Source organism: Candidatus Limnocylindrales bacterium, assembly GCA_035559535.1.
Classification (GTDB): Bacteria; Moduliflexota; Moduliflexia; order Moduliflexales; family JAUQPW01; genus JAUQPW01.
This window is the reverse complement of the sequence record DATMBG010000040.1, coordinates 53,276-74,155: the sequence shown is the minus strand read 5'-3', so window position 1 is coordinate 74,155 and position 20,880 is coordinate 53,276. Positions and strand designations below refer to the sequence as shown.

Here is a 20,880-nt window from a genome sequence, read left to right as displayed (position 1 = left end):
CGGGGGAAGGTTCAGAAGGGGGCGCTCCTTATGGAGCTTACTGGTATTCTGGTGTCTGTGCCTCCTCATCCTCCTTGGAGGCTTTCAGGGGTAGATTTTTTGAACCTTAACCTCTCCGACTCCCTTTCAGAGAAGGGGAGATTGGAGACCCAGATCATTCCCAAGGGCTCCCTTCCTACGTTGGGGTGGTAGGTCAATCATCCCCCCTTGACATAGGTTAGAAAAAACTTACCCTTAAAAGCTCCCTGGAGGGGAGACTTCAGTAGGAGCAACCCTACCTCAGTTCTCCCTTGAGAGGAGATGGGGAGGGTTCAGACAGAAAAACATGACACTTACTAACTATAACTAAATGATTACAGTTACTGATCAGCGTGGCGTCGTTGACTTTTTCAGGTCTTCCAGGTAGGCCAGGATTTTCCAGATCTCCTCTTCCGATAATTTTTCCCGCCAGGCGGGCATCTGGGTCCCCTTACGTCCGTTCAGCACGACCTCTATAAATGCTTCATTACTGAGCCTGGTAGAAGTGAGGTCCGGCCCTCGACCCCCTTTTTTTCCATGGCAGATTACACAGGTACTCCCGTATAAAACTTTTCCCTCCTGGATACTTTTAGGATCCCCCGAAAAGGGATTCGTCTGCCCTTTCTTCTCCTGGGGCGCAGCCTCATTGGATTCAGCTCGGACCCCAAGAGTCATCGGAACGATAAACAGGATGAGAACAGTCAGGAAAAACAATAGGTCTAGACTTCCCGTCACCCATCGGGGTAGTTTATCAAATCTTCGATGGTCATGAAAGTACTTACCTGGATCGTTCATTTTTAAATTGTCCTGTACTTAAGAAATGGCCTGAGGAACTTTCCTGCAATCCCCTATTTTTAACAGCATTTATCGGCTTCTTTTTGAAGGGTAGGTCGTTTACCTCAGTTCCTATTTAGGGGGATAGTCTTTCAATGCATTTTCTACAGGTTGAGGTTGCCAGTTACCACCGCCGGCAACGTCTGGAGGAAGATTTTCAAGCCCAAAAACCCAAAGCATTCCCCCTTTGGGACTTTGAATATAAAAAGAAGGATCCCCGCCCAAACCGGAGAGAATGGCCACATATTGTTTACCGTCTAACTCATAGGTGATGGGGGAAGCATTAATCCCTGATCCGGTTTGAAATTTCCACAAGACTTTACCTGACCTGGCGTCCAGAGCCATGAAAAATCCAAATTGATCTCCGGTAAATACCAATCCACTTTTGGTGGCAAGCACACCGGCAAACAAGAACAAGGGGCTGGGCATATCCCAGACAAATTTCCTCTTTATCACATCGAACGCCTTGAGATGCCCTATGGTCGGACTCTGACGATACATCTGGTAGTCTACCCCCATGTATACCTTCCCTTTCTCATACTTCACTTCAGAGGCCGGATGGGCGGTTAAACCCATAGCCCATTGATTGGTGGCAAAGAATACGTACCCCAGATCCGGGTTATAAGCCATAGGGAACCAGTTTGTTCCGCCTTCCAGGCCTGGAACAATGGGTTCTACCGTTTTACCGTTGGACAACGGTCGCATCGCCTCATTCACGATAGGTCTACCGGTTTTGGGATCGAGACCTTTGGCCCAGTTGATGCCTTCGACGGTTGGAACCGCGTAGATAAATTCACCGTTGACCCGATTGAGAACATACAAGAAGCCGTTTCTGTTGGACTGTATCGCGGCCTTTATCGGTTTACCGTCAATGGTAATATCTGCAAGGATTGGGGCATTGTTTCCGTCATAATCCCATCCTTCATTGGGTGTATATTGATAGCCCCAATTAATCTTTCCTGTATCCGGGTCCAGAGAGAGGAGAGAGCTGATCCATAGATTATCCCCTTTGCGCAGGTCGGAATTCCAGGGTCCTCCATTGCCGGTGCCCCAGTAAAGCTGGTTCAACTCCGGATCGTAGCTTCCGGTCTGCCAGGTCGTTCCACCCCCGTGCATCCAGGTATCGCCCGGCCAGGTCTCATGACCCGGTTCGCCAGGACCTGGAATGGTGAAGGTATTCCACTCTAGATCTCCTGTTTTTGCATTATAGGATCGGATATAACCCCGTACGCCGTATTCGCCTCCGGCAATTCCGACAATGACATGATCCTTCACTACCAGCGGCGCACCTGTAGCCGTAATCCCTTCCTGCCAATCCCCTATTGTTCTCTCCCAAACCACTGAGCCGGTATTCTTATCCAATGCAACCAGACGGGCATCCAGGGTCAGCACATAGATCAAATCCCCTTTAATGGCAACGCCTCGATTGATAGGACCGCAGCAGAGTACCGTTCCGAGGCCATCTGGATACTTGGGAGCATAATGCCAGAGCATACGTCCATTCCTTGCATCCAAGGCAAATACATGGGCATAAGCCGCCGTGATATAGATCACCCCATCGTGAACTATCGGCGTTCCCTCCAGACCGTCCAGGTTCCCCACGGAAAAAGCCCAGACTGGACGAAGGTTGGCAACGTTGTCGGGATTGATTTGCGTCAGGGGGCTAAAGCGCTGATTGCTATAGGTACGTCCGTAAATCAGCCACTCAGACTTATTTTTGTCTGCATTTAACAGATCTTCTGTGGAAACAGAGGCGGCAATTACCCTCAAGGGGAGTAGAAGTGAAATCCCCACGGCCAGAATTCCAATTAATAAAGTTTTGATAGAACTTTTTATCTTCATGGATCCCTCCTTTTAACTGGTTAAATGGATACGAATTCAGTTTCAAACTTACCCCATAAAAACCCGTTTTCTCAGAAAAAACAGGCTTCTGATTTTGAGCTTTGAGAATGAATTCATAAGAGCTTAAAACGATGGTAGAACCCCTAAGTTTACAAGTCAAGAGTTGTTTACCCGGAAATTTTAAAAGCAGGATGCAGGGAATAGCCTGGCCCGATTACCGGCAAAAATCACCCTTGTAGGGTTAATCTAAAACCATGGATTCGATTTAATCAAAAAAGAAATAAAAATCCATGTCTTAGAATTGCCGTGACCTCCCATGAAGATCATAGGTAGAAATTTCTTTTCCAAATAACTTTTTTATTGACAACCCCGGGATAATAGAAGATATAGAAAAGAATATAAAAAATTTCTCTCCTATGCGATCTACTTGTAGGAATAGGGAGATGAGAGAATTTAGATAGAACTTCCTATAAGATTTCCCGCCGAACCCTATTTCCTTCCATAAGTGGATTCTACTCTTTAGCCAGAAAATTTTTTAAACCAGCCCGATTGGGGAGCTAAGCAAGTTTAAGGGATGATATAGATAGAATGGTTAAAAAGGCATCTCGCAGGGACAACATCATAAAAAGTTTCCCAGGGGCTGATCGCGATTTCAGAACCTTCTAGCTACTTTGGGGTTTTTATCCTGGGTGGCCTGTTAGTAAAATCTAAAACCAAAAACCTTTCCGAGAAGAAAGGAGGTTAATTCTAAATCGGAAGAATTCTCTATCCCTGACTAAATTAGAAAAACACTCTTACACTGTTTACTTAATTTTGCTCTCACAGGACTGCTTTTACTCCCCAACTCCCCTCTTCCCTTGTAGGAGAGGGGCTGGAGGGGTGACTTAAAAGCTATGCAAAACTAAGTAAACAAAGGACTCTTGTATTCTATACCATAAAAAAAGATGTAGGGAAGAATGGTATTAATACCGAATTACCGTTTAAGGAGGAATTCATGATACCTTTTAGACGATGCCTTATCCTATTTGTTGCCCTGTTTTGGGTAGGTGGAATGTATTCTGATGTATTTGCCCAGCAGCGAAAACCTGTTACCGTACCGGGGAAAACATTTCTGCCATTGCGGGTACTGGCCCGGCCTTTCTCTCATATCTATAAAAAACCCGACGGGGAAATTCTAGTGGAAGATGTCCCTGTATTTCAATCTTATTTTGTCTATACCCGTCCGGATGTGAGTACTACGTCGACAACAACTAAAGGTTGGTATGAAGTGGGTAGCGATGTGCGGGGTAAAGTTCTCGGCTGGATGAAAGCAGAAGACGTCATGGAATGGAAGCAGACCCTATGCCTTTCCTATACCCACCCAGGGGGTAGAAAACCCGTATTAATGTTTGAAAAGCTTGAACCTTTACGAGAGCTTCTGAAATCACCGGAGGATCAACGCAAACAGGCGGCGGAGAAATATTACCAGGATATCGAATCGGGAAATATTTCCAAAGATTTTCCTGTTATCTCTAAGGAGCCCAATGACTATATCGATATTGTTGAGCAATTCTATCTTCTCCCCATCCTGGAATACGCGCCTTTTGAAATTGATGGGATCGAAGGAAGACTCCTTAAAGTAGCAGCAGCAACAAAGTCGGAAAGAGGTGGAGGAAACCTTAAGAATCTTATAGGAACTTCAGAAACCGAAGTTGTTGCGGCAAAAAAGTCGGGAGGAGGAAATCAGCAAAACCCGGAGGAGTCTTCCCAAAGCCTGGAAGAACCTTCCCAAAGCCCTGAAACAATCCAGACGCATCCTGAATCTATTCCAAGTAATTCTGAAGTAGTCAGAAAGGTGCAAATGGATATCGTCTATGTAGTGGATATGACCAGCAGTATGGACCCGTATATACAGGCCACTTTAGAGACCATCAAAAACATGACTTTAACCATAACCCAAAATGCTGAAGTTGCCAAGAGTGTTAAATTTGGTTTGTGGGGTTATCGGGATTCTCTGGAAATACCTGATATAGAGTTTGTTACTAAAAATTTTACCCCAGAGCTCCAGCAGGTAAGTGATTTTGTAAATACGCTGGCCGGAGTTCATGCAAAATCCGGTGGAGATTATCCTGAAGATGTTTTCTCCGGAGTCGATGGGGCCATGCGGCAAACCAAATGGACCGAGGACGCTCTTCATATGCTTATCCTGATAGGAGACGCCCCAAGCCACGAGCCGGGCCATAAATGGAACCAATCGGGACAAAGTGCAGATACGTTGCGGACCTTTGCCAGTGATAACGGTTTTTATATTTTTGCCCTCCATATCAAGGATCAAAGGGCAAAGGCGTTTTGGGACCTTGCAGAAAGGCAGTTCCAGACCCTCTCCAAAAATCCAGGATTACAAGGAGAGTCCTCCTACTGGAGCGTGGATTCAAAAGATAAAGCCGGATTTGACAAGGCCTCTCAAGAAATCGCCAGTAAGCTTGTCTATATCATAGAGCAGGCTAAAGAGGGGAAGATTGTGGATGTGGCCTCTACTACTTCTACAGGTAAATCGGAGAAGCCTTCTCAAAAAGAGGACGTTGGTGCTAAGGTCCTGAAGATGGGCTATGCTGCCCTGGTTCAATGGCTTGGTCGGGAAAAAGGAACCAAAGCTCCGCCAGATATCACAGCCTGGATTACCGACAAAGACCTTATGGATCCGAATATCCCATCTCTGGAGGTACGGGTCTTGGTCACCAAAAATGAACTGGATTCATTGAAAACGGTCCTTCAAGAAATCATGACGGCCGGTAGGGCTGGTATGATCGGAGGCCAGGATTTCTTTAAAGCCCTGCAGGCAGTTCCCAGTGTCGCCGCACGGGCTGGAGATCAGATTAGAAACGCAAAAACATTGGCCGAAAGCGGGCTTCTCCCTGAATTTATGCTGGATTTACCCTATAGAAGCCGAATTATGGAGATGAGTAACGAACTATGGGCCAGTTGGAGCCCGGATCAGCAGGAGGAATTTCTCCATGAGATCGATGCCAAAATAAAACTCTACGCAGCCATCCATGATAATCCCAAAGGATGGATTGCCCTGAATCCGGGAGATGATCCCAGTGAATACGTTCACCCCATCAGTTTAGAAGCCTTGCCATAACTGTGAAGGGTATAAAGTATGGGGGGTATGGGAGTATGGGAGTATGGAAATAAATACTCCCATACTTTTCGGTTTCTTCGTGGATAAATAAAATCCATCATCTACGAGAAAATACAAAAGCAGAGATGGGTCCAGGTTCTCATAATCACGCTAAGTCTGAGGTGTATCGTTTAAAGAATGTCGTCAAGAAAAGAGAAAAAGGTGGGAATTTATTTGAACTTAGAATTCCTGAACTTATCCTTTGGGAAGGAGAGTTTATTGCCATTGTAGGAGAAAGCGGATGTGGGAAGAGTACACTGTTGGATATGCTGGGTTTGATTATGCGACCGACCCGGGCAGAGGAATTTACAGTTTGTATCCCTCAAACAGGAGTTGAACATTCCATTATGGACTTATCTGAGGGAGAGCTGGCTAATATCCGAAAATCCCATCTAGGTTATGTGTTGCAAACGGGTGGTCTGCTTTCGTTTTTAACGGCTAAGGAAAATATTCTTTTGCCGTGCTCGATTAATGGGATGAACCAGGTGGAAGACCATATCCAGACCCTTGTCATGCGGTTAAAGATTGCCGATCAGTTGAACAAAAAACCGCAGTTTCTATCGGGTGGACAACGCCAGCGAGTTGCCATTGCCCGTGCGCTGGCGCATCGCCCTTCTATTGTTTTAGCCGATGAGCCGACGGCGGCAGTGGATAAACTTACAGCCTATGAAATTAGAGATCAGTTCAAGGAATTAACCCGACAGATCGGTGTCACACTTTTGATAGTAACCCATGATAAACACCTGGTGGAGGGAGTGGTAGATCGAACGTTTACCTTTGATGTGCATAAAGAGAGTAATGAGTATACTTACTCGGAATGTAGGGAGGGGTCATCGGAAACCCTCAGAGGGAATAAATAACCGACAAAAACTTTTACGAAGAAACTCCATGTCTGCTCTTGAGGAGAAGGTTGTAATTCATAAAGTAAGAAGGTCGAAGGGAAGTGTGCTATGGCTATCCTGGGCCGATCTTCGGCACGAGTGGATTTTAACACTTTGTTTGATAACCGCCATTACCGCCGTTTTATCTCCCTTGTTTATTCTATTTGGCCTAAAATACGGCCTTATTACCATTTATACCCATTACATGACGCAAAATCCTGTTAACCGGGAGATGAGGCCCCTCAGCAGCCGATCCTATGATAAAGCCTGGTTTGAAGAAATAAGGCAGCGGCCCGAGGTTGCCTTTATCATTCCTAACACCCGACAGCTTTCGGCAACAATCATCGCCCATGTAAAAGACAAGGAGAAAAAAGAAGAACTTGAACTTATCCCCACAGCCGAAGGGGACCCCTTGATTTTAGAAAATGGCATGCAAGTACCCTATTCGGGAGAATGTGTGTTAACCCAGTACGCCGCCGAAGCCCTGGAAGCAAAAATCGGAGATACCCTGATTGCTACGGCCAGTCGCATTGTCAAAGGTAAATATGAATACGGCTCCGTAGAGCTTCGGGTTGCAGGCATATTACCGTTAAGGGCCAGCGTTCGAAAGTTGATGTATGTTCAACTCCATATCCTGGAAGCCGTTGAACGTTTTAAAGATGGACAGGCAGTCCCTGAGCTCGGTTGGTCGGGAGATATACCTAAAGCCTATCCTCAATATGATGGACTTGTTGTGATAACCCCCCAGGGGTTAGAGGAGGTTCAAAAGCGAGAACTTCTGATCGGAACAGGTTTCACAAAATTTGAGGAATTGAACAACGATACCCTTCTTTCTAAAACAGGTTTTCAAGTATTTCCCGAAATGGGAATTTATTTCCTCTCTACGGCAAGTAAATCGGTGGGAGAAGATAGCATAAAAAACGTAAAGAGGAAGCTATCAGGTAAAAAAGCTTTTGTCTTCCCTTATGTTTCTCCTATTATGGCCCGGCTCGTCGACTCCTCTCAAAAAGAGATGGCTTCTTTAAATCTCTATGCACTCTCTGTGGATCCTAAAAAGGTCGAAGAAATCGGGATCTCACCGGTTCCCCCCTGGGGAGAATCCCAGACCTCAACCCAGGAAATACTTAAAATCATGTTGCCCCCTGACCTGTTCCCAGGTGAAGAAAACCTGTTTCTAAAAGTAATTAAAGAAGATAAATTTCTGATGTTTCCGGTTTCGGTTGTTTCTGAGCGGTCGCCGATAAACGGTATGGCTTTTATCCCCACCGGGCTTGCCGGAATTCTGAGGTTGTATCAATCCAGGGATCTCCATTACGATGAAAATCATAAGGAATTTGTTCTGGCCAGACGAGGGTATGCAAGCTTCCGGATGTATGCCAGGACCATTTATGATGTGGATGGGTTAAGGCAATTTTTTGAAAAACAATCCCTTCCGGTTCAATCTGCCGCAGAAGAGATTCGAAAAGTCATCGAATTAACCACCTATCTGGATCTGATCTTTTGGCTTATTGCGACGGTCGGAATTTCAGGTACGGTGGCCTCGCTCATTGCCAGTCTTTATGCTTCCGTTGAGCGAAAGAAACGGGAACTGGGGGTTTTACGGTTAATCGGTTTGTCCGGAGCCGCCCTGTTTCGCTTCCCCATTTATCAGGGAATCTTACTCGGGATAGGAGGATTCCTGCTGGCCATAACCCTGTTTGGGATCTTCTCTATGCTCATCAATTCCCTTTTTAAACCCCATGTAGAGAGGTTGCTTGGATTTTCATTGAGTACATTAAATGTCCAACAAAATCTCTGCCAGATTCCGATTCTCTATATCCTCGGGGCCTGGATTGGTACCCTTCTGATCGCAGGTTGTGCCGCCATGACGGCTGCTTTCAGAGTAAACCAAATAGAGCCTGCCGAGGCTTTGAGAGATGAATAATCCCGAGAAATACCTGCCAATTGTTTTTATTTTTATCCTTTACCTGTTCTGGACGATATCCATAGATGCCGCAGACATTTACAATCCGAAGCCTCAGAACGATGACTTTATTTTACCTATGCCTAACCAGGCAAAGATGGTTTTCCGGCGGGTTTTTATCGGGAAGGGAGATAAACCATTTGCCTTGAGAGAATTCAAAGTTGGGGATAGATCCGGTGGCGGGTTTAAAGAGTTTCCGACCAGTGTGATCCTCGGGGGGGCATTTGTTGAAAATAATCTCCATAATCAGCCGGATTGGGTTTATTATATGGGAAAATATGAAGTCACCGAGGCCCAGTATTATGCCGTTGTGGACCCTGGGAAAGCAGGCGATAGCCAGAAGCCGATAACGAATATTTCCTGGTTTGAGGCCCAGGAGTTCATCAATAAATATAACCTCTGGCTTTTTGAAAACGCCCTGGACAAATTACCTAGAAATGATAAAGCGGTTGGATTTTTGAGGCTACCAACCGAAAGTGAATGGGAGTTTGCAGCCCGGGGTGGAAGTGAAGTTCAGCCCCTTGAGTTTGATAAGAAATATCCCTACACCGGACCCCTCAGCAAATACGAGTGGTTTGCCGGACCGACCTCTTCCCATGGAAAGATAAAGGATATCGGCCTCCGTGAGCCAAATCCTCTAGGTATCCACGATATGTTGGGGAATGTTTCAGAAATGACAGGTTCACTTTATCAAATTGAATATTATCAGGGACGTGTAGGTGGTTTTGTGGCTCGGGGGGGTCACGTCCATTCCGAAGAAAGTGCCCTTCGTTCTTCCTTACGGACCGAAATCCCATTCTATCAACTTAACAGCCAGGGTAAAATAACACAAACCAGACAGGAGACGCTAGGAATGCGCCTTGTAATTTCTTCTCAAATTTTTACCGGCCTGGATACCAATAAAAAACTAGAAGAAGCCTGGGTTGAGTATGTAAAGAGCCGGGCAACCCCCGTTCAGCCGGCTCTGACCATCGCTCCCATTACTATTAAAACCAATGCTCAGCTTGCCGATGCCGAAGATGCTTTGAAACGCTTAACCGATGAATTGACTGCACTGGATAAGTCTTCTGGGGTAATACCACCCACCGTCTGGAACCACTTAGGACTCTTGAGTGCTTCTTTCAAAAATATAGAAGCTACCGTTAACAAAGCAGAAAACGATTCCGCTTATGCCTGGGTAAAAATTGCCGCAGAAGCCGCTTTTTTTATTAACCGGGAATTGAAAAGGCTTCCTCGCCTTCAAGATGCCCTCAAAACCGCAGAAAGTATCGGAAGATCGGCCCAGACAGAACTCATTAAAGGACGGGTTGCCGAAACAGAGCAGAATATCGAAGGGGGATTAACGAGATATGGCAGTGCCTTTGAGCAACTGGCAAAAATCAAAGAAGATACGGTGAATCAAGCCTTTGAAGAATACAATAATTATCTAAAATTACAGGGTGCCGATGAGCAAATTAAGGTCAATACCCTGGTAAAAAAACACTTTCAAGAGTATCTTCGGACCAGAAGATCAAACAAAGAGCAATGGGAAGCCGATCTAAAAAATCTCTGATCAGCTTTTTCTTTATTAACCTGTCTAACAAATAAGCTTGCAGAATTTTAGAAATTCTGTAAAGCCGATAGGAAAAAGGGGGAAGGGCTATGTTAAAAAAAATCATAAGCTTAATGCTATTGGTTGTATGGATCGTAGGGTGTGCTACAGACCAGCAGCGAACCAAGGCCCAGGGGGCCGGTCTGGGGGCTGCTGCAGGTGCTGCGGTAGGTGCGGCCATAGGCGCCGCTGCCGGGGGTAAAGAAGGGGCCTTGAAAGGAGCCTTCATAGGTGGAGGAATCGGACTGATAGGGGGTTATGCCTATGCTACCCATGTGGCTAATCTTAAAGCCCAATATGTTAAAGAAGAAGATTATCTGGATGCCTGTATCGCCTCGGCTGAAAAGGTAAATCAGGAAACGCGACAGTATAACGCTTACCTGGAAAGCGAAATTAGAGACCAGGAACAGGAAGTGGATAGATTAATAGACGCCTATAATAGCAAACAGGTTACAAAAACTGAACTCAAGAAAAAGCAACAATCCCTACAGGCCAGTCTAAATGAGGCCGAGAAAAGATTGCAGAGAGCGAGGGATGAAATTGTAATCCAGCGAGAGGTTTTGAGGCGAGAACAGGGACAATCTCAGGCACGTCTGGCTGCCTTGAATGCTAAAATCAAACAACTCGAACAAAGTGTAGCAGAACTTGAGCAAACAACGGAGCACTTAGCTGCCATCAATCAAAAGATGAGCATTTGAGGGATAGGAGAATTCATATCGGCAAGGGTAGCACCTCTTGCCTGTTAAACGGAGGCATTACGATGAAAAAGATTTTAAGCTACATTTTTTTCTTGGGATTCTTGACGAGTTGTGCTACTTCAAGTAATCCCCGGGAAGGTGGATTAATCGGTTATTGGCAGTATAAGGAAGATTATAAAAAACGAATCGAAGAGCGACAACAAAGACTCGAAGCGTTGCGGAGAGAGGGAGAAAAAGAAAGACAAAGATCCCGGGATTTAGAAGACGAGAGGGCCCGATTACAGGCTCAGCTCGATGAGCAAAGGGAGATGTTGGAGCGTTTGGATGTCGAGCTGGAACAACTTAGGGAGATCCTAGCACAATATCAGGCGGAAACCGATGCGAAACAAAAAGAGAAACAACGCGTTGAGCAGGAACTTACCCGGCTAAAAAATGAAATCCAGGCCCTGCGAAAACATACCCAGCTCACGATTCAAGAAAAAGAACAACGCATTCAAAATCTTAACAAGGAAATCGATACCCTTTTAGAAATGGCAGCTTCGCTCTAAGGGCTTAATGGGAAACTCTCTGTTTCTTTAAATCCGGTTCCTTCAGTGAGAATTTAACCCATAGGACAAAGTTATGGACCCACAGAAATGGGCTTTTCTATTCTTTTTCTGCTTGTTTTTTGGATTCAAGACTTCCTCGACCTATTCCCAAGACCAGGATATCCCTTTTTATCTTGAGGCCATTAACCAGATTCAAAAAAATGCCTTTTATTTAGAGCCGGGAACCAAACCCCAGGATATTGTTCGGGAAACTCTCAAAGCCTATTTAAAAAACCTGGATCGTTTCTCCACCTATTTATCTCCGGAAGAATACGCCTCTTTTAAGGCATCTCAGAAAAGCCGCTATGTGGGTATAGGAATGGATATCGAAGTGACTTCCTCCGATCGGATTCTTTGTATTCCCCATGCCCATGGACCTGCGGAGAAAGCGGGGATTAAATTCGGTGATATTCTTGAATCGGTTAATGACATAAGCGTTTCAGGAAAATCTCTTATGGATGTGAGTATCCTGGTAAGGGGTGAAGCCGGAAAGGAAGTTGTCCTCAAAGTTCGACGCGGAGACCAATTGAAAACCTTCAGGGTGAAACGTAAAGAAATACAGGCCAGGTCTGTGTGGATAACCTGGCAGGGAACCCTTCCGGTGATTACCCTCTCATCTTTTAAAAGCAATACCCAACGTGAGCTTAAAAACCTCCTTCTTACTTTGGGAGAAGTGTCTCAAATGGTTCTTGATCTACGAGGAAATCCGGGGGGAGATCTAAATGAGGCCGTTGATTCAGCCATGTTATTTTTAGATAAAAATAAAAAAATCGTAAGTATCAAAACCCGAGCCGGAGTGAGTATCCAGTATAAAAGTACCAGTCTTCCCACAAATAGAACCTCTCAGCTCTTTTTATGGCAGGACAAAAGAACAGCCAGTGCCGCCGAGGTTTTCATCGCTGCTTTGGTGCAAAATGACCGTGCCAGGTCCATAGGTGAAAAAACTTATGGAAAGGGGATAATGCAGGATGTCATCGAATTAAAAGATGGCTCTGCCCTTATTCTTACAACGGCCTTGCTACAAACCCCCAACGGCACCCTGTATCATGGAAAAGGACTTGAACCTACTGATCCTTTGAACATTCCCTCGCCGGAAACAGATCATTACTTGGCAAAAGTTAGACAGTTAATAGAACAGGAAAATTTGTCCCATCCTACATCTTCTATAAAAACAAAATCCGAGTCTATAGATACCCCATCTTCTATGGGAAATAATTTCTCTGAAGCCTCCGTTCCTTCAATCCCTCCGAAGATAGAACAAGAAATTCCTCCTGTTACTTATCTCGTCTGCTTGGATAAAGGTTACAGGATCCAAGAGGAGGCGAAAAATTCCGTTTTGGAAATTCGATCATCCCTTAATCACTTTTCTGATCTCTATTTACTTCAGAGAAGGACTCCAGAAGGGATTAAATTTATGGCCTGTGTTGGTAGCTTTAAAAGTATCCAGGAAGCCGAACACGAGCAGGTGAGAATATCTAAAGCAATGAATCTCCCCGTGTTTATTAAAGAAATCAGGGTTGAGGACTCTGGTGGAAAGGTTTCTAAGCCAACAACTTACAAAAGAAATGGCAAGATCTCTCATCCCTCCGATACCTCTGATTTAGCCTGTTATGTGGACCGTTCTTGTTGAAGGCATAAAATTCAGGATGGGTAGAATATTTCAAGCCAACAGGAAGTGATAAACTCCTTTGCCTTCCTATTCGCACCCTCTGTAGACTGGATCCAGGGATTAGATCCGACTCTTCTTTTTAACCAACAAGGATAAGAAGGTAGCACCGATGAACAAAATAATTGCCCCAAAGGGATGAAAAAAATAGCGGCTTGTAAGCACGTACATAAAGATATCTATGAGGCAGATGAGCTTAATAATAAACGCGAGGATAAGCAAGGCGGTATACTTATTCATAATTATCGTTCTCCTGTAAAGGGTTTGTTAAACTGGTGTGTGTTGGATAATAAATAGTAGGTTAAGCGTCCCGCTTGATCGGATAAAATATCATTTTTATTGACACTAAAATCTTAAATAGATTCAATGAAATAGAGCTGAAATACTTTAATAGAAGATAGCCCTTTTAAGAAAAGGAGGTTAGCAGTGAGTTTAAAAATTATAAAATATCTAGGTATAATGGCCCTTCTCTTAAGTTTAATCCTCTTATGGGATTACCCCGGCAGAGGTCAGCAAGAGCCTTCTCAGACGACCCAGAAGTCTTCTCAAAAGGTCAAAGACCGATTTGTTGGAACCTGGAAGCTTGTTTCTTGGGAGATGCAAAGATCAAACGGTGAAAAGATCCAACCCCCTTTTGGACAAGATGCAACCGGTTGGATCATGTATGATGCGAATGGGCACATGTGTGTTCAGATTATGCGTCCCAATCGTACGAAGTTTTCTTCAGATAATCTTTTGGAGGGAGGGACTCCAGAGGAGAAAAAGGCTGCTTATGAAGGATACATCGCTTATTGTAGTACCTATACAGTCAACGAAGAGGAGGGTTTTGTCATTCATCATATAGAACTCAGTTTATTTCCCAACTGGTTAGGTATGGATCAGAAGCGATTCTTCGAGTTCTCCGGGGATCGGTTGACGCTCAGGCCGCCTCCTTTCCTGTATGCCGGTGAACAGGCGACTGCGCGTCTTACCTGGGAGCGCTTAAAGTAAAAGAGCGAAATACAACCGCATATCCCCTTTGCCGGAAAAGTCTCGGGTTAGGGGGCTTAAGACCTTTCCTCATGACCCGGGATTCTCAGTCCCAAAGATAGGGTCATTCCACCAGGCGAGGGGCATATTTATGGGGTCTATCTCCTACCGATTCCACTTTTATGTGCGGTGTTTTAAAGGCATTAAAGGTAATAAGGGTATGGGTTTCCCGGATGTGGGGAATGGTATGTACTTTGGTCTGGATAATCTCCCCCAGGGCTTCCAGATCAGAAACATAGAATTTCGCTAAGATATCATATTCTCCGGCAACGGAATATACCTCCGAGGCTTCATCGACCTCGATGAGTTTATCAGCTACTTCTTTAACGCGACCTAAATCGACCTTGATAAAAATAAAAATGGCACGCATAGCTATATCCCCTTGTTGATCCGGTCGATCATCTGACGTAACCGACCGAAGCTTTTGCGGTTAAAATAAAAGACCAATCGAGGCAGGTTGGCCAGATCCCCCTCGTCCAGACCCTCATAGGCGGCGTGTGTTTGTTGTATCCTATCCTGGGCCAGGATATCCTTAAATTCAGCGTTCAAGATATCCAACAACTCAGGTTCAATAGGCTTTTGTAACCGAATAATGAGTTGATTTTTTACATAGCGGAGGGAATGGTAAACTTTGTAGAAGTTTAGAATCTCCTCACAAGCCTCATCCACATGATCGGTAACCTTAAAAAGGTGGAGGTCTTCCGGAGAGATAAGCCCTCTTTTAAGCATATGCTGTTCAATATGGGTTTTCCACTCCGACCAGTAAGTTCCTCCAGGGATATCTAAAAAAACAAGGGGAAGGGGCATAGACTTACCAGTCTGAACCAGAGTCAAGGATTCAAAGGCTTCATCCAGGGTACCAAAACCTCCTGGGAAGAACACAGCCGCATGGGTCTCTTTGATAAAGAACAGCTTTCTGGTAAAGAAATATTTAAAATGAATAAGCTTCGGATCGCCTCGAATATACTCATTGGCTTGTTGCTCGAAGGGCAACCGGATATTAACCCCAAAACTATGTTCTCGACCGGCTCCCTTTTGGGCCGCCTTCATAATTCCATTCCCCGCTCCGGTGATGATCATAAATCCATGCTCCCTAATTTTCTCAGCAAACTTAACGGCCTGTTCAAATTCAGGATCTGTTTCTGGAATTCGGGCAGAACCGAAAATGCTTACCTTTCGAATATGTCGATAGGGTGCAAAAGTTCTGAGCGCCTGCCCCATATCTTTCAAGGTATTATAAATGATTTTAATATCACCACGATCGGTATTGTTTTCTAACAGCTTTAAGATATTTAAAATAATACCCTTAACAAGTTCGGTATTGGGGGAATCCTTATATAAATTAAGTAGCTGAGTAATATAGGTTTCGCTGTCTGGATTTGAAAGGGGATCTGTATTCATCTAAAAGGATGGGTGGATGGGAAGATAGGAGAAGTAAGGGCGGATCTAGGATCCGCCCCTATTTCTTGTTCTCCTATTCTCCCACTCTTATTCCTGCTGGCTACTTTGGATTTTCTTCCTTAACAACTTTAACTTTAAGCTCTGCAATAACTTCGGGATGAAGCTTGATCGGAACCCTGAACACCCCAAGAGATTTAATGGGTTCTTCCAGATCGATTTTCTTTCGGTCTATCTGAATTTTATTTTCTTCTAGAAAGTTAGCGATATCGATGGATGTTACCGATCCGAAGAGTTTATCACCTTCCCCGGCCTGTCTTGTAATAACACAAGATAAACTTCTGATTTTCTTGGCGATCTGTTCAGCCTGTTCCAATTCTTTTTGTTTCTTCCTTGCTTCAGCCTCCTGGAACCGCTTAAGGATCATCAGATTCTGGGGAGTAGCTTCCATGGCTAATCCTTTTGGAATCAAATAATTCCTGGCATATCCATCTGCTACCTTAACCTGGTCCCACCGTTTACCCAGCTTTTCTACATCCTGTTTTAAAATCACCTGCATGTTAGAAGTCCCAGGCGATGGATCCTGGGAGATGAGGGATAAAAGAGAGGGCCGTTCTTCATCCCCCAGGACTCATCGCCCAATGAATTATTCTGCCGTGAATGGAAGCAGAGCAATATGTCTTGCCCGCTTAATGGCGGTGGTAAGACGCCTCTGATGATAGGCACAGTTACCGGATATTCTTCGAGGAACTATTTTTCCCCTTTCGGTAATAAACCCCCTGAGACGTTTTTGATCTTTATAATCGATATAAACAACTTTTTCTGCACAGAACCGGCAAACTTTTCTACGTCTAAAACGCTTTCCCTTGGGTTTAAACATAACACTCTCCCTCCTTACTCGATTTCTTCATCAAACGACTCATCCGCCTCTTCCTCTTCATCATATTCTTCTTTTCCTTCTTCATACTCATCATAGGCATGCATACCGAATTCTGAACCTACAAACTGGGTATCCAGAGTATATTGCCCGTATCCTGGAGGTAGTTCACCCGGTTTATCACCTAGTTTTATAATATTATACCGAAGAATGTGATCGGTTAATTTATATCTGCGGTCGAGTTCGCTCAGGACTTTAGAATCGGCATTAAAAAGCAAAAGAACGTAATACCCTTCTTTCTGTTTTTTGATTTCATAAGCCAGGGGTCTTTTACCCCATTTATCCACCTTAACAATTTCTCCTCCGTTACCGGTGATTACATTCTGAATCAGATCAATGGTTTGATTAACTTCTTCCTCAGAGAGGGAAGGGTTTGCAATAAAAACACTTTCATAAATTCGCATTTTAACATCTCCTTTCGGCTAAACAGCCCCGGTTTGTAGAGACAATCTCTCCCTTTATAATAGAAGCCCGGGATGGAACCTGTCAGATCCAAGACGAGCCTCCGGTTACCTCTACTTCCGGAGCAAGGAGCATATTATTGGGATTTGGTAGCAATGGCGAACCGATTAAACCCGGCAGTCTTTGCCGTATCCATAACGGCTACTACCCATCCGTGCTCAACTTTTTTGTCGGCTCGGATCACTACCAGATGATCCTGACGCTCTAAATTAAGTTGTCTCAGATTGGAATATAATACTTCCTTTGTAACCTTTTGCCCATTTAAAAAGAGAGTATTATCGTTGGTTATCGTTATGACGATACCTTCCTGTGTATCTCCGGTTCCAGATTTGGCAAGAGGTAAATCTACACGGATTCCGGGTTGCTTTATAAAAGTAGTAGAAATCATGAAAAAAATCAACAGCATCAATAAGACATCAATAAAATTGATTACATTGATCTCAGGTTGGTAGCGACGTTTTCTCTTGAACTGCATGGATAAGTATGGGGGTATGGGAGGATGGGAGTAGAGGATAGCTGTAGTTCTACCCTTATACTCCGATCCTTCCACCCTTCCATCCTTCCATCCTTCCATCCTTCCACCCTCCCATCCCCCCATCCTTCCACACTTTTCCGGGTCCTTCATGGATAAAAGTCCTAACTTAGGAAAAAAATGCAAGGGTATCGAGACGTAAACATTTTCAATTTTCCGTTTCCCCGGTCTCTGGAAAAGAGGTTATTCCAGGTTCTGTAGGAGGTGGTTTAAGGGAGTCTAACTCCTTTTGTAGATTTTCTAGCTCTTTTTTCTGCTTTTTGATTACCCGAATGAGTCGGATATTTACTAACCAGCCGGGTATAGCGGTAGCCAAAGCCCCTATAAGAATACAGGCAGCGATCAGATAGGCAAATTGAATAGGCTGGGAAGCGTAGTTCCCCAGATACGGTAAATTAAAGTGGATAACAAACGCTTGCTGGAACATTTCTAGGTTATTGAGAACAAAGTTCACAATGGCGAGGAGAATACCCAGGGTTAGAAGGATGATGAGAATAGGAACCAAAAAAGCCATAGATAGAGACAGTGAGCAGTAAACAACAATCGGTGAATTACCCGTTTCTTTACTTAACGACCTCCTGCCTGCTGTTTTTAGTAAGGACGATGGGCGCCCGTTGCCCCTACCGGTATCTCTCCATCGCGTTATTCCAGCGACCTTGAATTTTTAAAATCAAGTCAATGACTTCCCGAACGGCCCCTCGTCCTCCGGGGCGTGTGGTGATGTAGTGGACCACTTCTTTTACCTCGGGGACCGCATCTGGAACGGCTACCGAGAATCCCACCCGTTTCAAGACCGGAATATCGACAACGTCATCTCCTACATACGCCATTTCTTCAGGTTTCAATTGATATTTGACCCGCAAAGCTTCATACCCTTCTAGCTTAAAAAACACCCCCTGTAAAACATCGACGACTCCCAACTCCTCAGCTCTTTTTATAACGGTTTTTGAGACACGACCAGATAGAAAGGCAACCTTTAATCCAACCCGCTGAGCCATCCGAATTCCGTGACCGTCTTTCACATCAAAGGCTTTGATTTCCAAACCACTATCATCTATAAAAATCCGGCCATCGGTCAATACACCATCTACATCTAATAGGAGAATTTTTATCTTTTGGATCTTCTCTTCCAGTTCGGGGCTTAGCATAGTTCATTGTTTAAACAACCCCTGCCCTTAATAAATCGTGTAAATGAATAAGCCCTTCCAATTCTCCGGCTTCATTGAGAATTAACAGGGAAGTGATGGCATAACGTTCCATCATTTGAAGGGCAGTAGCCGCAATTTCGTTTTTTTCGATTGTTTTAGGGTTTCTGGTCATAAACAACTTAGAGGGCTTATCTAAAATATCGCCCCCTTTTTCTAAGGCCCGTCGAAGGTCCCCATCGGTGATGATACCCGTTACTTTCCCCATTTGATTGACCACACTGGTGACGCCAAAGCCCTTAGACGAAATCTCACAAATAGTCTCTTTCATGGGCGTATCTTCTGTAACAACAGGTAATTTTTTCCCCACATGCATAAGATCTGCAATCCTCGTGAGCTTTTTACCGAGATTTCCACCGGGATGGAGAAAAGCAAAATCCTCCACTTTGAACCCCTTTTTATTGAGAAGGGCAATGGCCAGGGCATCGCCCAGTGCCAATGAAACCGTTGTACTGGTGGTAGGGGCCAGTCCTAACGTGCATGCTTCCTGTTGCACGTGGATATCCAAAACAATCTCGCTATTTTTTGCCAGGGTTGAGTTCTTATTCCCCGTCATGGAAATTAAAGGCAATCCCATCCGCTTAATCCATGGGAGGAGCCTGCAGACCTCTTCGGTTTCCCCACTATAAGAGATAGCTAAGAAGGTGTCACCTCGAACCACCCCCCCAAAATCACCGTGGAAAGCTTCGGTGGGATGGAGAAAAAAAGCCGGAGTTCCCGTACTGGATAGGGTAGCGACGATCTTTCGCCCGATTAATCCAGACTTTCCTACTCCTGTTACAATTACCCGACCCTTGCAGGCATAGAGAACTTCAACGGCCTGGATAAATTCTTCTCCCAGCCTATCTGCAAGCCTCAATAGGGCTTCCGACTCAATTTTTAAAACCTGTCGAGCTAGATCGATAAGAGATACCTGGTTCACAGGGATATGATAACTTTTCTCCAGGAGAACTGCAAGAAAATTCTCCAACCCTCCCAGAGAGTTTTCTTCCCTTATATATAACCCTTTTACCCGTAACGAGACGCTATAAGGACTGAAACCTTCTAATTGCCAAAAAGCATGTTCAATAACTCAGCGAGCCGATAACCTGCCAGAGCAATACGCTCACGGGCTACCCGTTGGGATTGAAAAGTATAATCTTCCGTAAGCCTTTCACCTTCTGGAGTTTTGTAAACCATTGTCCGAGCAATCTGATAACTCTCTTCAATCCACCTGTCAGGATCCATTTCTTTCCATTCCTTATGTGCATCAGGTGGATAGGCAGATAGAATTTCATCGGCATACTTCTGGATACGCTGCTGATCTTCTTGACTAAGTGGGCGCTGGATAGTTTCAAATTTAAATAAACCGGCAGCTCCATCCCAATACCTGTGTAAGTTATTCACCCCCTCAATATCGGTAATAATTTTGAATTCATTACCCCCTCGGTCTCCTTCCTCATCATTGTTTTTTTCACTATAGCGATTGATACAATGAAGCGGTTGGTGGGCATCTCCTACAAGGTGTAAAAGGACCCCTAGGGCCTCTGCATCTTTCTCTTCAGAACCGGTCCCTATTCTCAGGTTTTCGATGCTTGAACGGAGATGTGAAAGTATAGGGTCGGACGGTAACGGTATTTCCCTGGGAGGAACTCCATCAAAATAAGGCTTATTTATAAAATGCCACGTTTTAAGTGCCTCATAGGCAGGGTCATCTCGAAGATCATCCAGCCAACATGCGGCTGTAATGAAGGTGTAGGTCTTTTCGTGGAATTTGATTTTTTGTACAAGCGCATCCAGACGCTCTCTTGCTTTATTATTCAACCTGTTGTAGGCGATCTGTGCAATCACCATATGAGTTGTGTAATCCCAGCCAAATCCCTCGGGTTGAGACATACAGAGTACCGAGGTCAAAAATAAAATTATCCCTGGTTTCCGTATCATCTTTCCTCCTTATCGGATACCCAAACGCCCATGATTTTCTGAATGACCACAAAACCGGAAAATTCCGGAGTGATTTTCATGGGAGATCTATAGGAAAGTACCCCATCCTTTCCAGACTTCTCCTCTGCTCCTTTGCCTTACCGGAGTTTGGAAT

General features: G+C 44.6%; 21 protein-coding genes. 8 read left to right on the top strand and 13 right to left on the bottom strand.

Annotated features, from left to right (window positions below; translation table 11 throughout):
* Nucleotides 1-366: 366 nt before the first annotated feature.
* Together VNM22_14440 and VNM22_14435 are read right to left on the bottom strand one after the other, a co-directional pair.
* The gene (locus VNM22_14440) at nucleotides 367-813 is read right to left on the bottom strand and encodes a cytochrome c (protein HWP48360.1); all 447 of its coding nucleotides are present in this window, start codon (nucleotides 811-813) and stop codon (nucleotides 367-369) included.
* Between the two features lie 111 nt (nucleotides 814-924).
* Entirely contained in the window at nucleotides 925-2,694 is a 1,770-nt protein-coding gene (locus VNM22_14435) for a PQQ-dependent dehydrogenase, methanol/ethanol family (protein HWP48359.1), read from the bottom strand.
* Between the two features lie 994 nt (nucleotides 2,695-3,688).
* Here VNM22_14435 and VNM22_14430 point away from each other — a divergent pair.
* The 7 genes from VNM22_14430 to VNM22_14400 all read left to right on the top strand — a co-directional run bounded on the left by VNM22_14430 (nucleotide 3,689) and on the right by VNM22_14400 (nucleotide 13,204).
* Nucleotides 3,689-5,815 carry a vWA domain-containing protein gene (locus VNM22_14430; GenBank protein HWP48358.1) on the top strand — a complete coding sequence of 709 codons (2,127 nt, stop codon included), beginning with the start codon at nucleotides 3,689-3,691 and terminating at the stop codon, nucleotides 5,813-5,815.
* Nucleotides 5,816-5,940: 125 nt separating this feature from the next.
* Nucleotides 5,941-6,714, top strand: coding sequence for an ABC transporter ATP-binding protein (locus tag VNM22_14425; protein HWP48357.1), 774 nt, complete (start codon nucleotides 5,941-5,943; stop codon nucleotides 6,712-6,714).
* Nucleotides 6,715-6,742: 28 nt separating this feature from the next.
* Nucleotides 6,743-8,659: an FtsX-like permease family protein gene (locus tag VNM22_14420; GenBank protein HWP48356.1), complete on the top strand. Its 1,917-nt coding sequence runs from the start codon at nucleotides 6,743-6,745 to the stop codon at nucleotides 8,657-8,659.
* Nucleotides 8,652-10,250: an SUMF1/EgtB/PvdO family nonheme iron enzyme gene (locus tag VNM22_14415; GenBank protein ID HWP48355.1), complete on the top strand. Its 1,599-nt coding sequence runs from the start codon at nucleotides 8,652-8,654 to the stop codon at nucleotides 10,248-10,250. Before VNM22_14420 ends, VNM22_14415 begins: the two co-directional genes overlap by 8 nt.
* A gap of 89 nt (nucleotides 10,251-10,339) precedes the next feature.
* Nucleotides 10,340-10,987, top strand: coding sequence for a hypothetical protein (locus VNM22_14410; protein ID HWP48354.1), 648 nt, complete (start codon nucleotides 10,340-10,342; stop codon nucleotides 10,985-10,987).
* 62 nt (nucleotides 10,988-11,049) lie between these two features.
* Entirely contained in the window at nucleotides 11,050-11,535 is a 486-nt protein-coding gene (locus VNM22_14405; protein HWP48353.1) for a hypothetical protein, read from the top strand.
* Nucleotides 11,536-11,608: 73 nt separating this feature from the next.
* The gene (locus tag VNM22_14400) at nucleotides 11,609-13,204 is read left to right on the top strand and encodes a S41 family peptidase (protein ID HWP48352.1); all 1,596 of its coding nucleotides are present in this window, start codon (nucleotides 11,609-11,611) and stop codon (nucleotides 13,202-13,204) included.
* Between the two features lie 99 nt (nucleotides 13,205-13,303).
* Here the strand turns inward: VNM22_14400 and VNM22_14395 are convergent, their stop codons facing one another.
* Nucleotides 13,304-13,480 (bottom strand): hypothetical protein, encoded by a 177-nt coding sequence (locus VNM22_14395; GenBank protein HWP48351.1) that lies wholly within the window; start codon nucleotides 13,478-13,480, stop codon nucleotides 13,304-13,306.
* A 186-nt stretch (nucleotides 13,481-13,666) separates the two neighbouring features.
* Here VNM22_14395 and VNM22_14390 point away from each other — a divergent pair, with 186 nt between their 5' ends.
* Nucleotides 13,667-14,230, top strand: coding sequence for a lipocalin-like domain-containing protein (locus VNM22_14390; protein ID HWP48350.1), 564 nt, complete (start codon nucleotides 13,667-13,669; stop codon nucleotides 14,228-14,230).
* Nucleotides 14,231-14,333: 103 nt separating this feature from the next.
* Here VNM22_14390 and VNM22_14385 read toward each other — a convergent pair whose 3' ends face one another.
* The 10 genes from VNM22_14385 to VNM22_14340 all read right to left on the bottom strand — a co-directional run bounded on the left by VNM22_14385 (nucleotide 14,334) and on the right by VNM22_14340 (nucleotide 20,726).
* Entirely contained in the window at nucleotides 14,334-14,639 is a 306-nt protein-coding gene (locus tag VNM22_14385) for an Lrp/AsnC ligand binding domain-containing protein (GenBank protein HWP48349.1), read from the bottom strand.
* Between the two features lie 2 nt (nucleotides 14,640-14,641).
* Nucleotides 14,642-15,670 (bottom strand): LOG family protein, encoded by a 1,029-nt coding sequence (locus VNM22_14380; GenBank protein ID HWP48348.1) that lies wholly within the window; start codon nucleotides 15,668-15,670, stop codon nucleotides 14,642-14,644.
* Between the two features lie 100 nt (nucleotides 15,671-15,770).
* Entirely contained in the window at nucleotides 15,771-16,226 is a 456-nt protein-coding gene (gene rplI / locus VNM22_14375) for a 50S ribosomal protein L9 (protein ID HWP48347.1), read from the bottom strand.
* 87 nt (nucleotides 16,227-16,313) lie between these two features.
* Entirely contained in the window at nucleotides 16,314-16,547 is a 234-nt protein-coding gene (rpsR, locus tag VNM22_14370; protein ID HWP48346.1) for a 30S ribosomal protein S18, read from the bottom strand.
* A gap of 14 nt (nucleotides 16,548-16,561) precedes the next feature.
* Nucleotides 16,562-17,008 (bottom strand): 30S ribosomal protein S6, encoded by a 447-nt coding sequence (rpsF, locus tag VNM22_14365; protein ID HWP48345.1) that lies wholly within the window; start codon nucleotides 17,006-17,008, stop codon nucleotides 16,562-16,564.
* A 134-nt stretch (nucleotides 17,009-17,142) separates the two neighbouring features.
* A complete protein-coding gene (locus VNM22_14360) occupies nucleotides 17,143-17,640 on the bottom strand; it encodes a biopolymer transporter ExbD (protein ID HWP48344.1) in 498 nt (165 codons plus the stop codon).
* A 106-nt stretch (nucleotides 17,641-17,746) separates the two neighbouring features.
* The gene (locus tag VNM22_14355) at nucleotides 17,747-18,112 is read right to left on the bottom strand and encodes a LapA family protein (GenBank protein HWP48343.1); all 366 of its coding nucleotides are present in this window, start codon (nucleotides 18,110-18,112) and stop codon (nucleotides 17,747-17,749) included.
* Between the two features lie 106 nt (nucleotides 18,113-18,218).
* Nucleotides 18,219-18,746 (bottom strand): HAD hydrolase family protein, encoded by a 528-nt coding sequence (locus VNM22_14350; GenBank protein HWP48342.1) that lies wholly within the window; start codon nucleotides 18,744-18,746, stop codon nucleotides 18,219-18,221.
* Between the two features lie 10 nt (nucleotides 18,747-18,756).
* Nucleotides 18,757-19,773: a KpsF/GutQ family sugar-phosphate isomerase gene (locus VNM22_14345; protein HWP48341.1), complete on the bottom strand. Its 1,017-nt coding sequence runs from the start codon at nucleotides 19,771-19,773 to the stop codon at nucleotides 18,757-18,759.
* A 74-nt stretch (nucleotides 19,774-19,847) separates the two neighbouring features.
* Complete coding sequence (locus tag VNM22_14340) at nucleotides 19,848-20,726, bottom strand: S1/P1 nuclease (protein HWP48340.1); 879 nt, start codon at nucleotides 20,724-20,726, stop codon at nucleotides 19,848-19,850.
* Nucleotides 20,727-20,880 lie beyond the last annotated feature (154 nt).

Coding starts and splice junctions, on each gene's coding strand:
- VNM22_14440 (HWP48360.1), bottom strand. CDS start 813: ATGAACGATCCAGGTAAGTACTTTCATGACCATCGAAGATTTGATAAA.
- VNM22_14435 (HWP48359.1), bottom strand. CDS start 2,694: ATGAAGATAAAAAGTTCTATCAAAACTTTATTAATTGGAATTCTGGCC.
- VNM22_14430 (HWP48358.1), top strand. CDS start 3,689: ATGATACCTTTTAGACGATGCCTTATCCTATTTGTTGCCCTGTTTTGG.
- VNM22_14425 (HWP48357.1), top strand. CDS start 5,941: ATGGGTCCAGGTTCTCATAATCACGCTAAGTCTGAGGTGTATCGTTTA.
- VNM22_14420 (HWP48356.1), top strand. CDS start 6,743: ATGTCTGCTCTTGAGGAGAAGGTTGTAATTCATAAAGTAAGAAGGTCG.
- VNM22_14415 (HWP48355.1), top strand. CDS start 8,652: ATGAATAATCCCGAGAAATACCTGCCAATTGTTTTTATTTTTATCCTT.
- VNM22_14410 (HWP48354.1), top strand. CDS start 10,340: ATGTTAAAAAAAATCATAAGCTTAATGCTATTGGTTGTATGGATCGTA.
- VNM22_14405 (HWP48353.1), top strand. CDS start 11,050: ATGAAAAAGATTTTAAGCTACATTTTTTTCTTGGGATTCTTGACGAGT.
- VNM22_14400 (HWP48352.1), top strand. CDS start 11,609: ATGGACCCACAGAAATGGGCTTTTCTATTCTTTTTCTGCTTGTTTTTT.
- VNM22_14395 (HWP48351.1), bottom strand. CDS start 13,480: ATGAATAAGTATACCGCCTTGCTTATCCTCGCGTTTATTATTAAGCTC.
- VNM22_14385 (HWP48349.1), bottom strand. CDS start 14,639: ATGCGTGCCATTTTTATTTTTATCAAGGTCGATTTAGGTCGCGTTAAA.
- VNM22_14380 (HWP48348.1), bottom strand. CDS start 15,670: ATGAATACAGATCCCCTTTCAAATCCAGACAGCGAAACCTATATTACT.
- rplI (HWP48347.1), bottom strand. CDS start 16,226: ATGCAGGTGATTTTAAAACAGGATGTAGAAAAGCTGGGTAAACGGTGG.
- rpsR (HWP48346.1), bottom strand. CDS start 16,547: ATGTTTAAACCCAAGGGAAAGCGTTTTAGACGTAGAAAAGTTTGCCGG.
- rpsF (HWP48345.1), bottom strand. CDS start 17,008: ATGCGAATTTATGAAAGTGTTTTTATTGCAAACCCTTCCCTCTCTGAG.
- VNM22_14360 (HWP48344.1), bottom strand. CDS start 17,640: ATGGAAGGATGGAAGGATGGAAGGGTGGAAGGATCGGAGTATAAGGGT.
- VNM22_14355 (HWP48343.1), bottom strand. CDS start 18,112: ATGGCTTTTTTGGTTCCTATTCTCATCATCCTTCTAACCCTGGGTATT.
- VNM22_14350 (HWP48342.1), bottom strand. CDS start 18,746: ATGCTAAGCCCCGAACTGGAAGAGAAGATCCAAAAGATAAAAATTCTC.
- VNM22_14340 (HWP48340.1), bottom strand. CDS start 20,726: ATGATACGGAAACCAGGGATAATTTTATTTTTGACCTCGGTACTCTGT.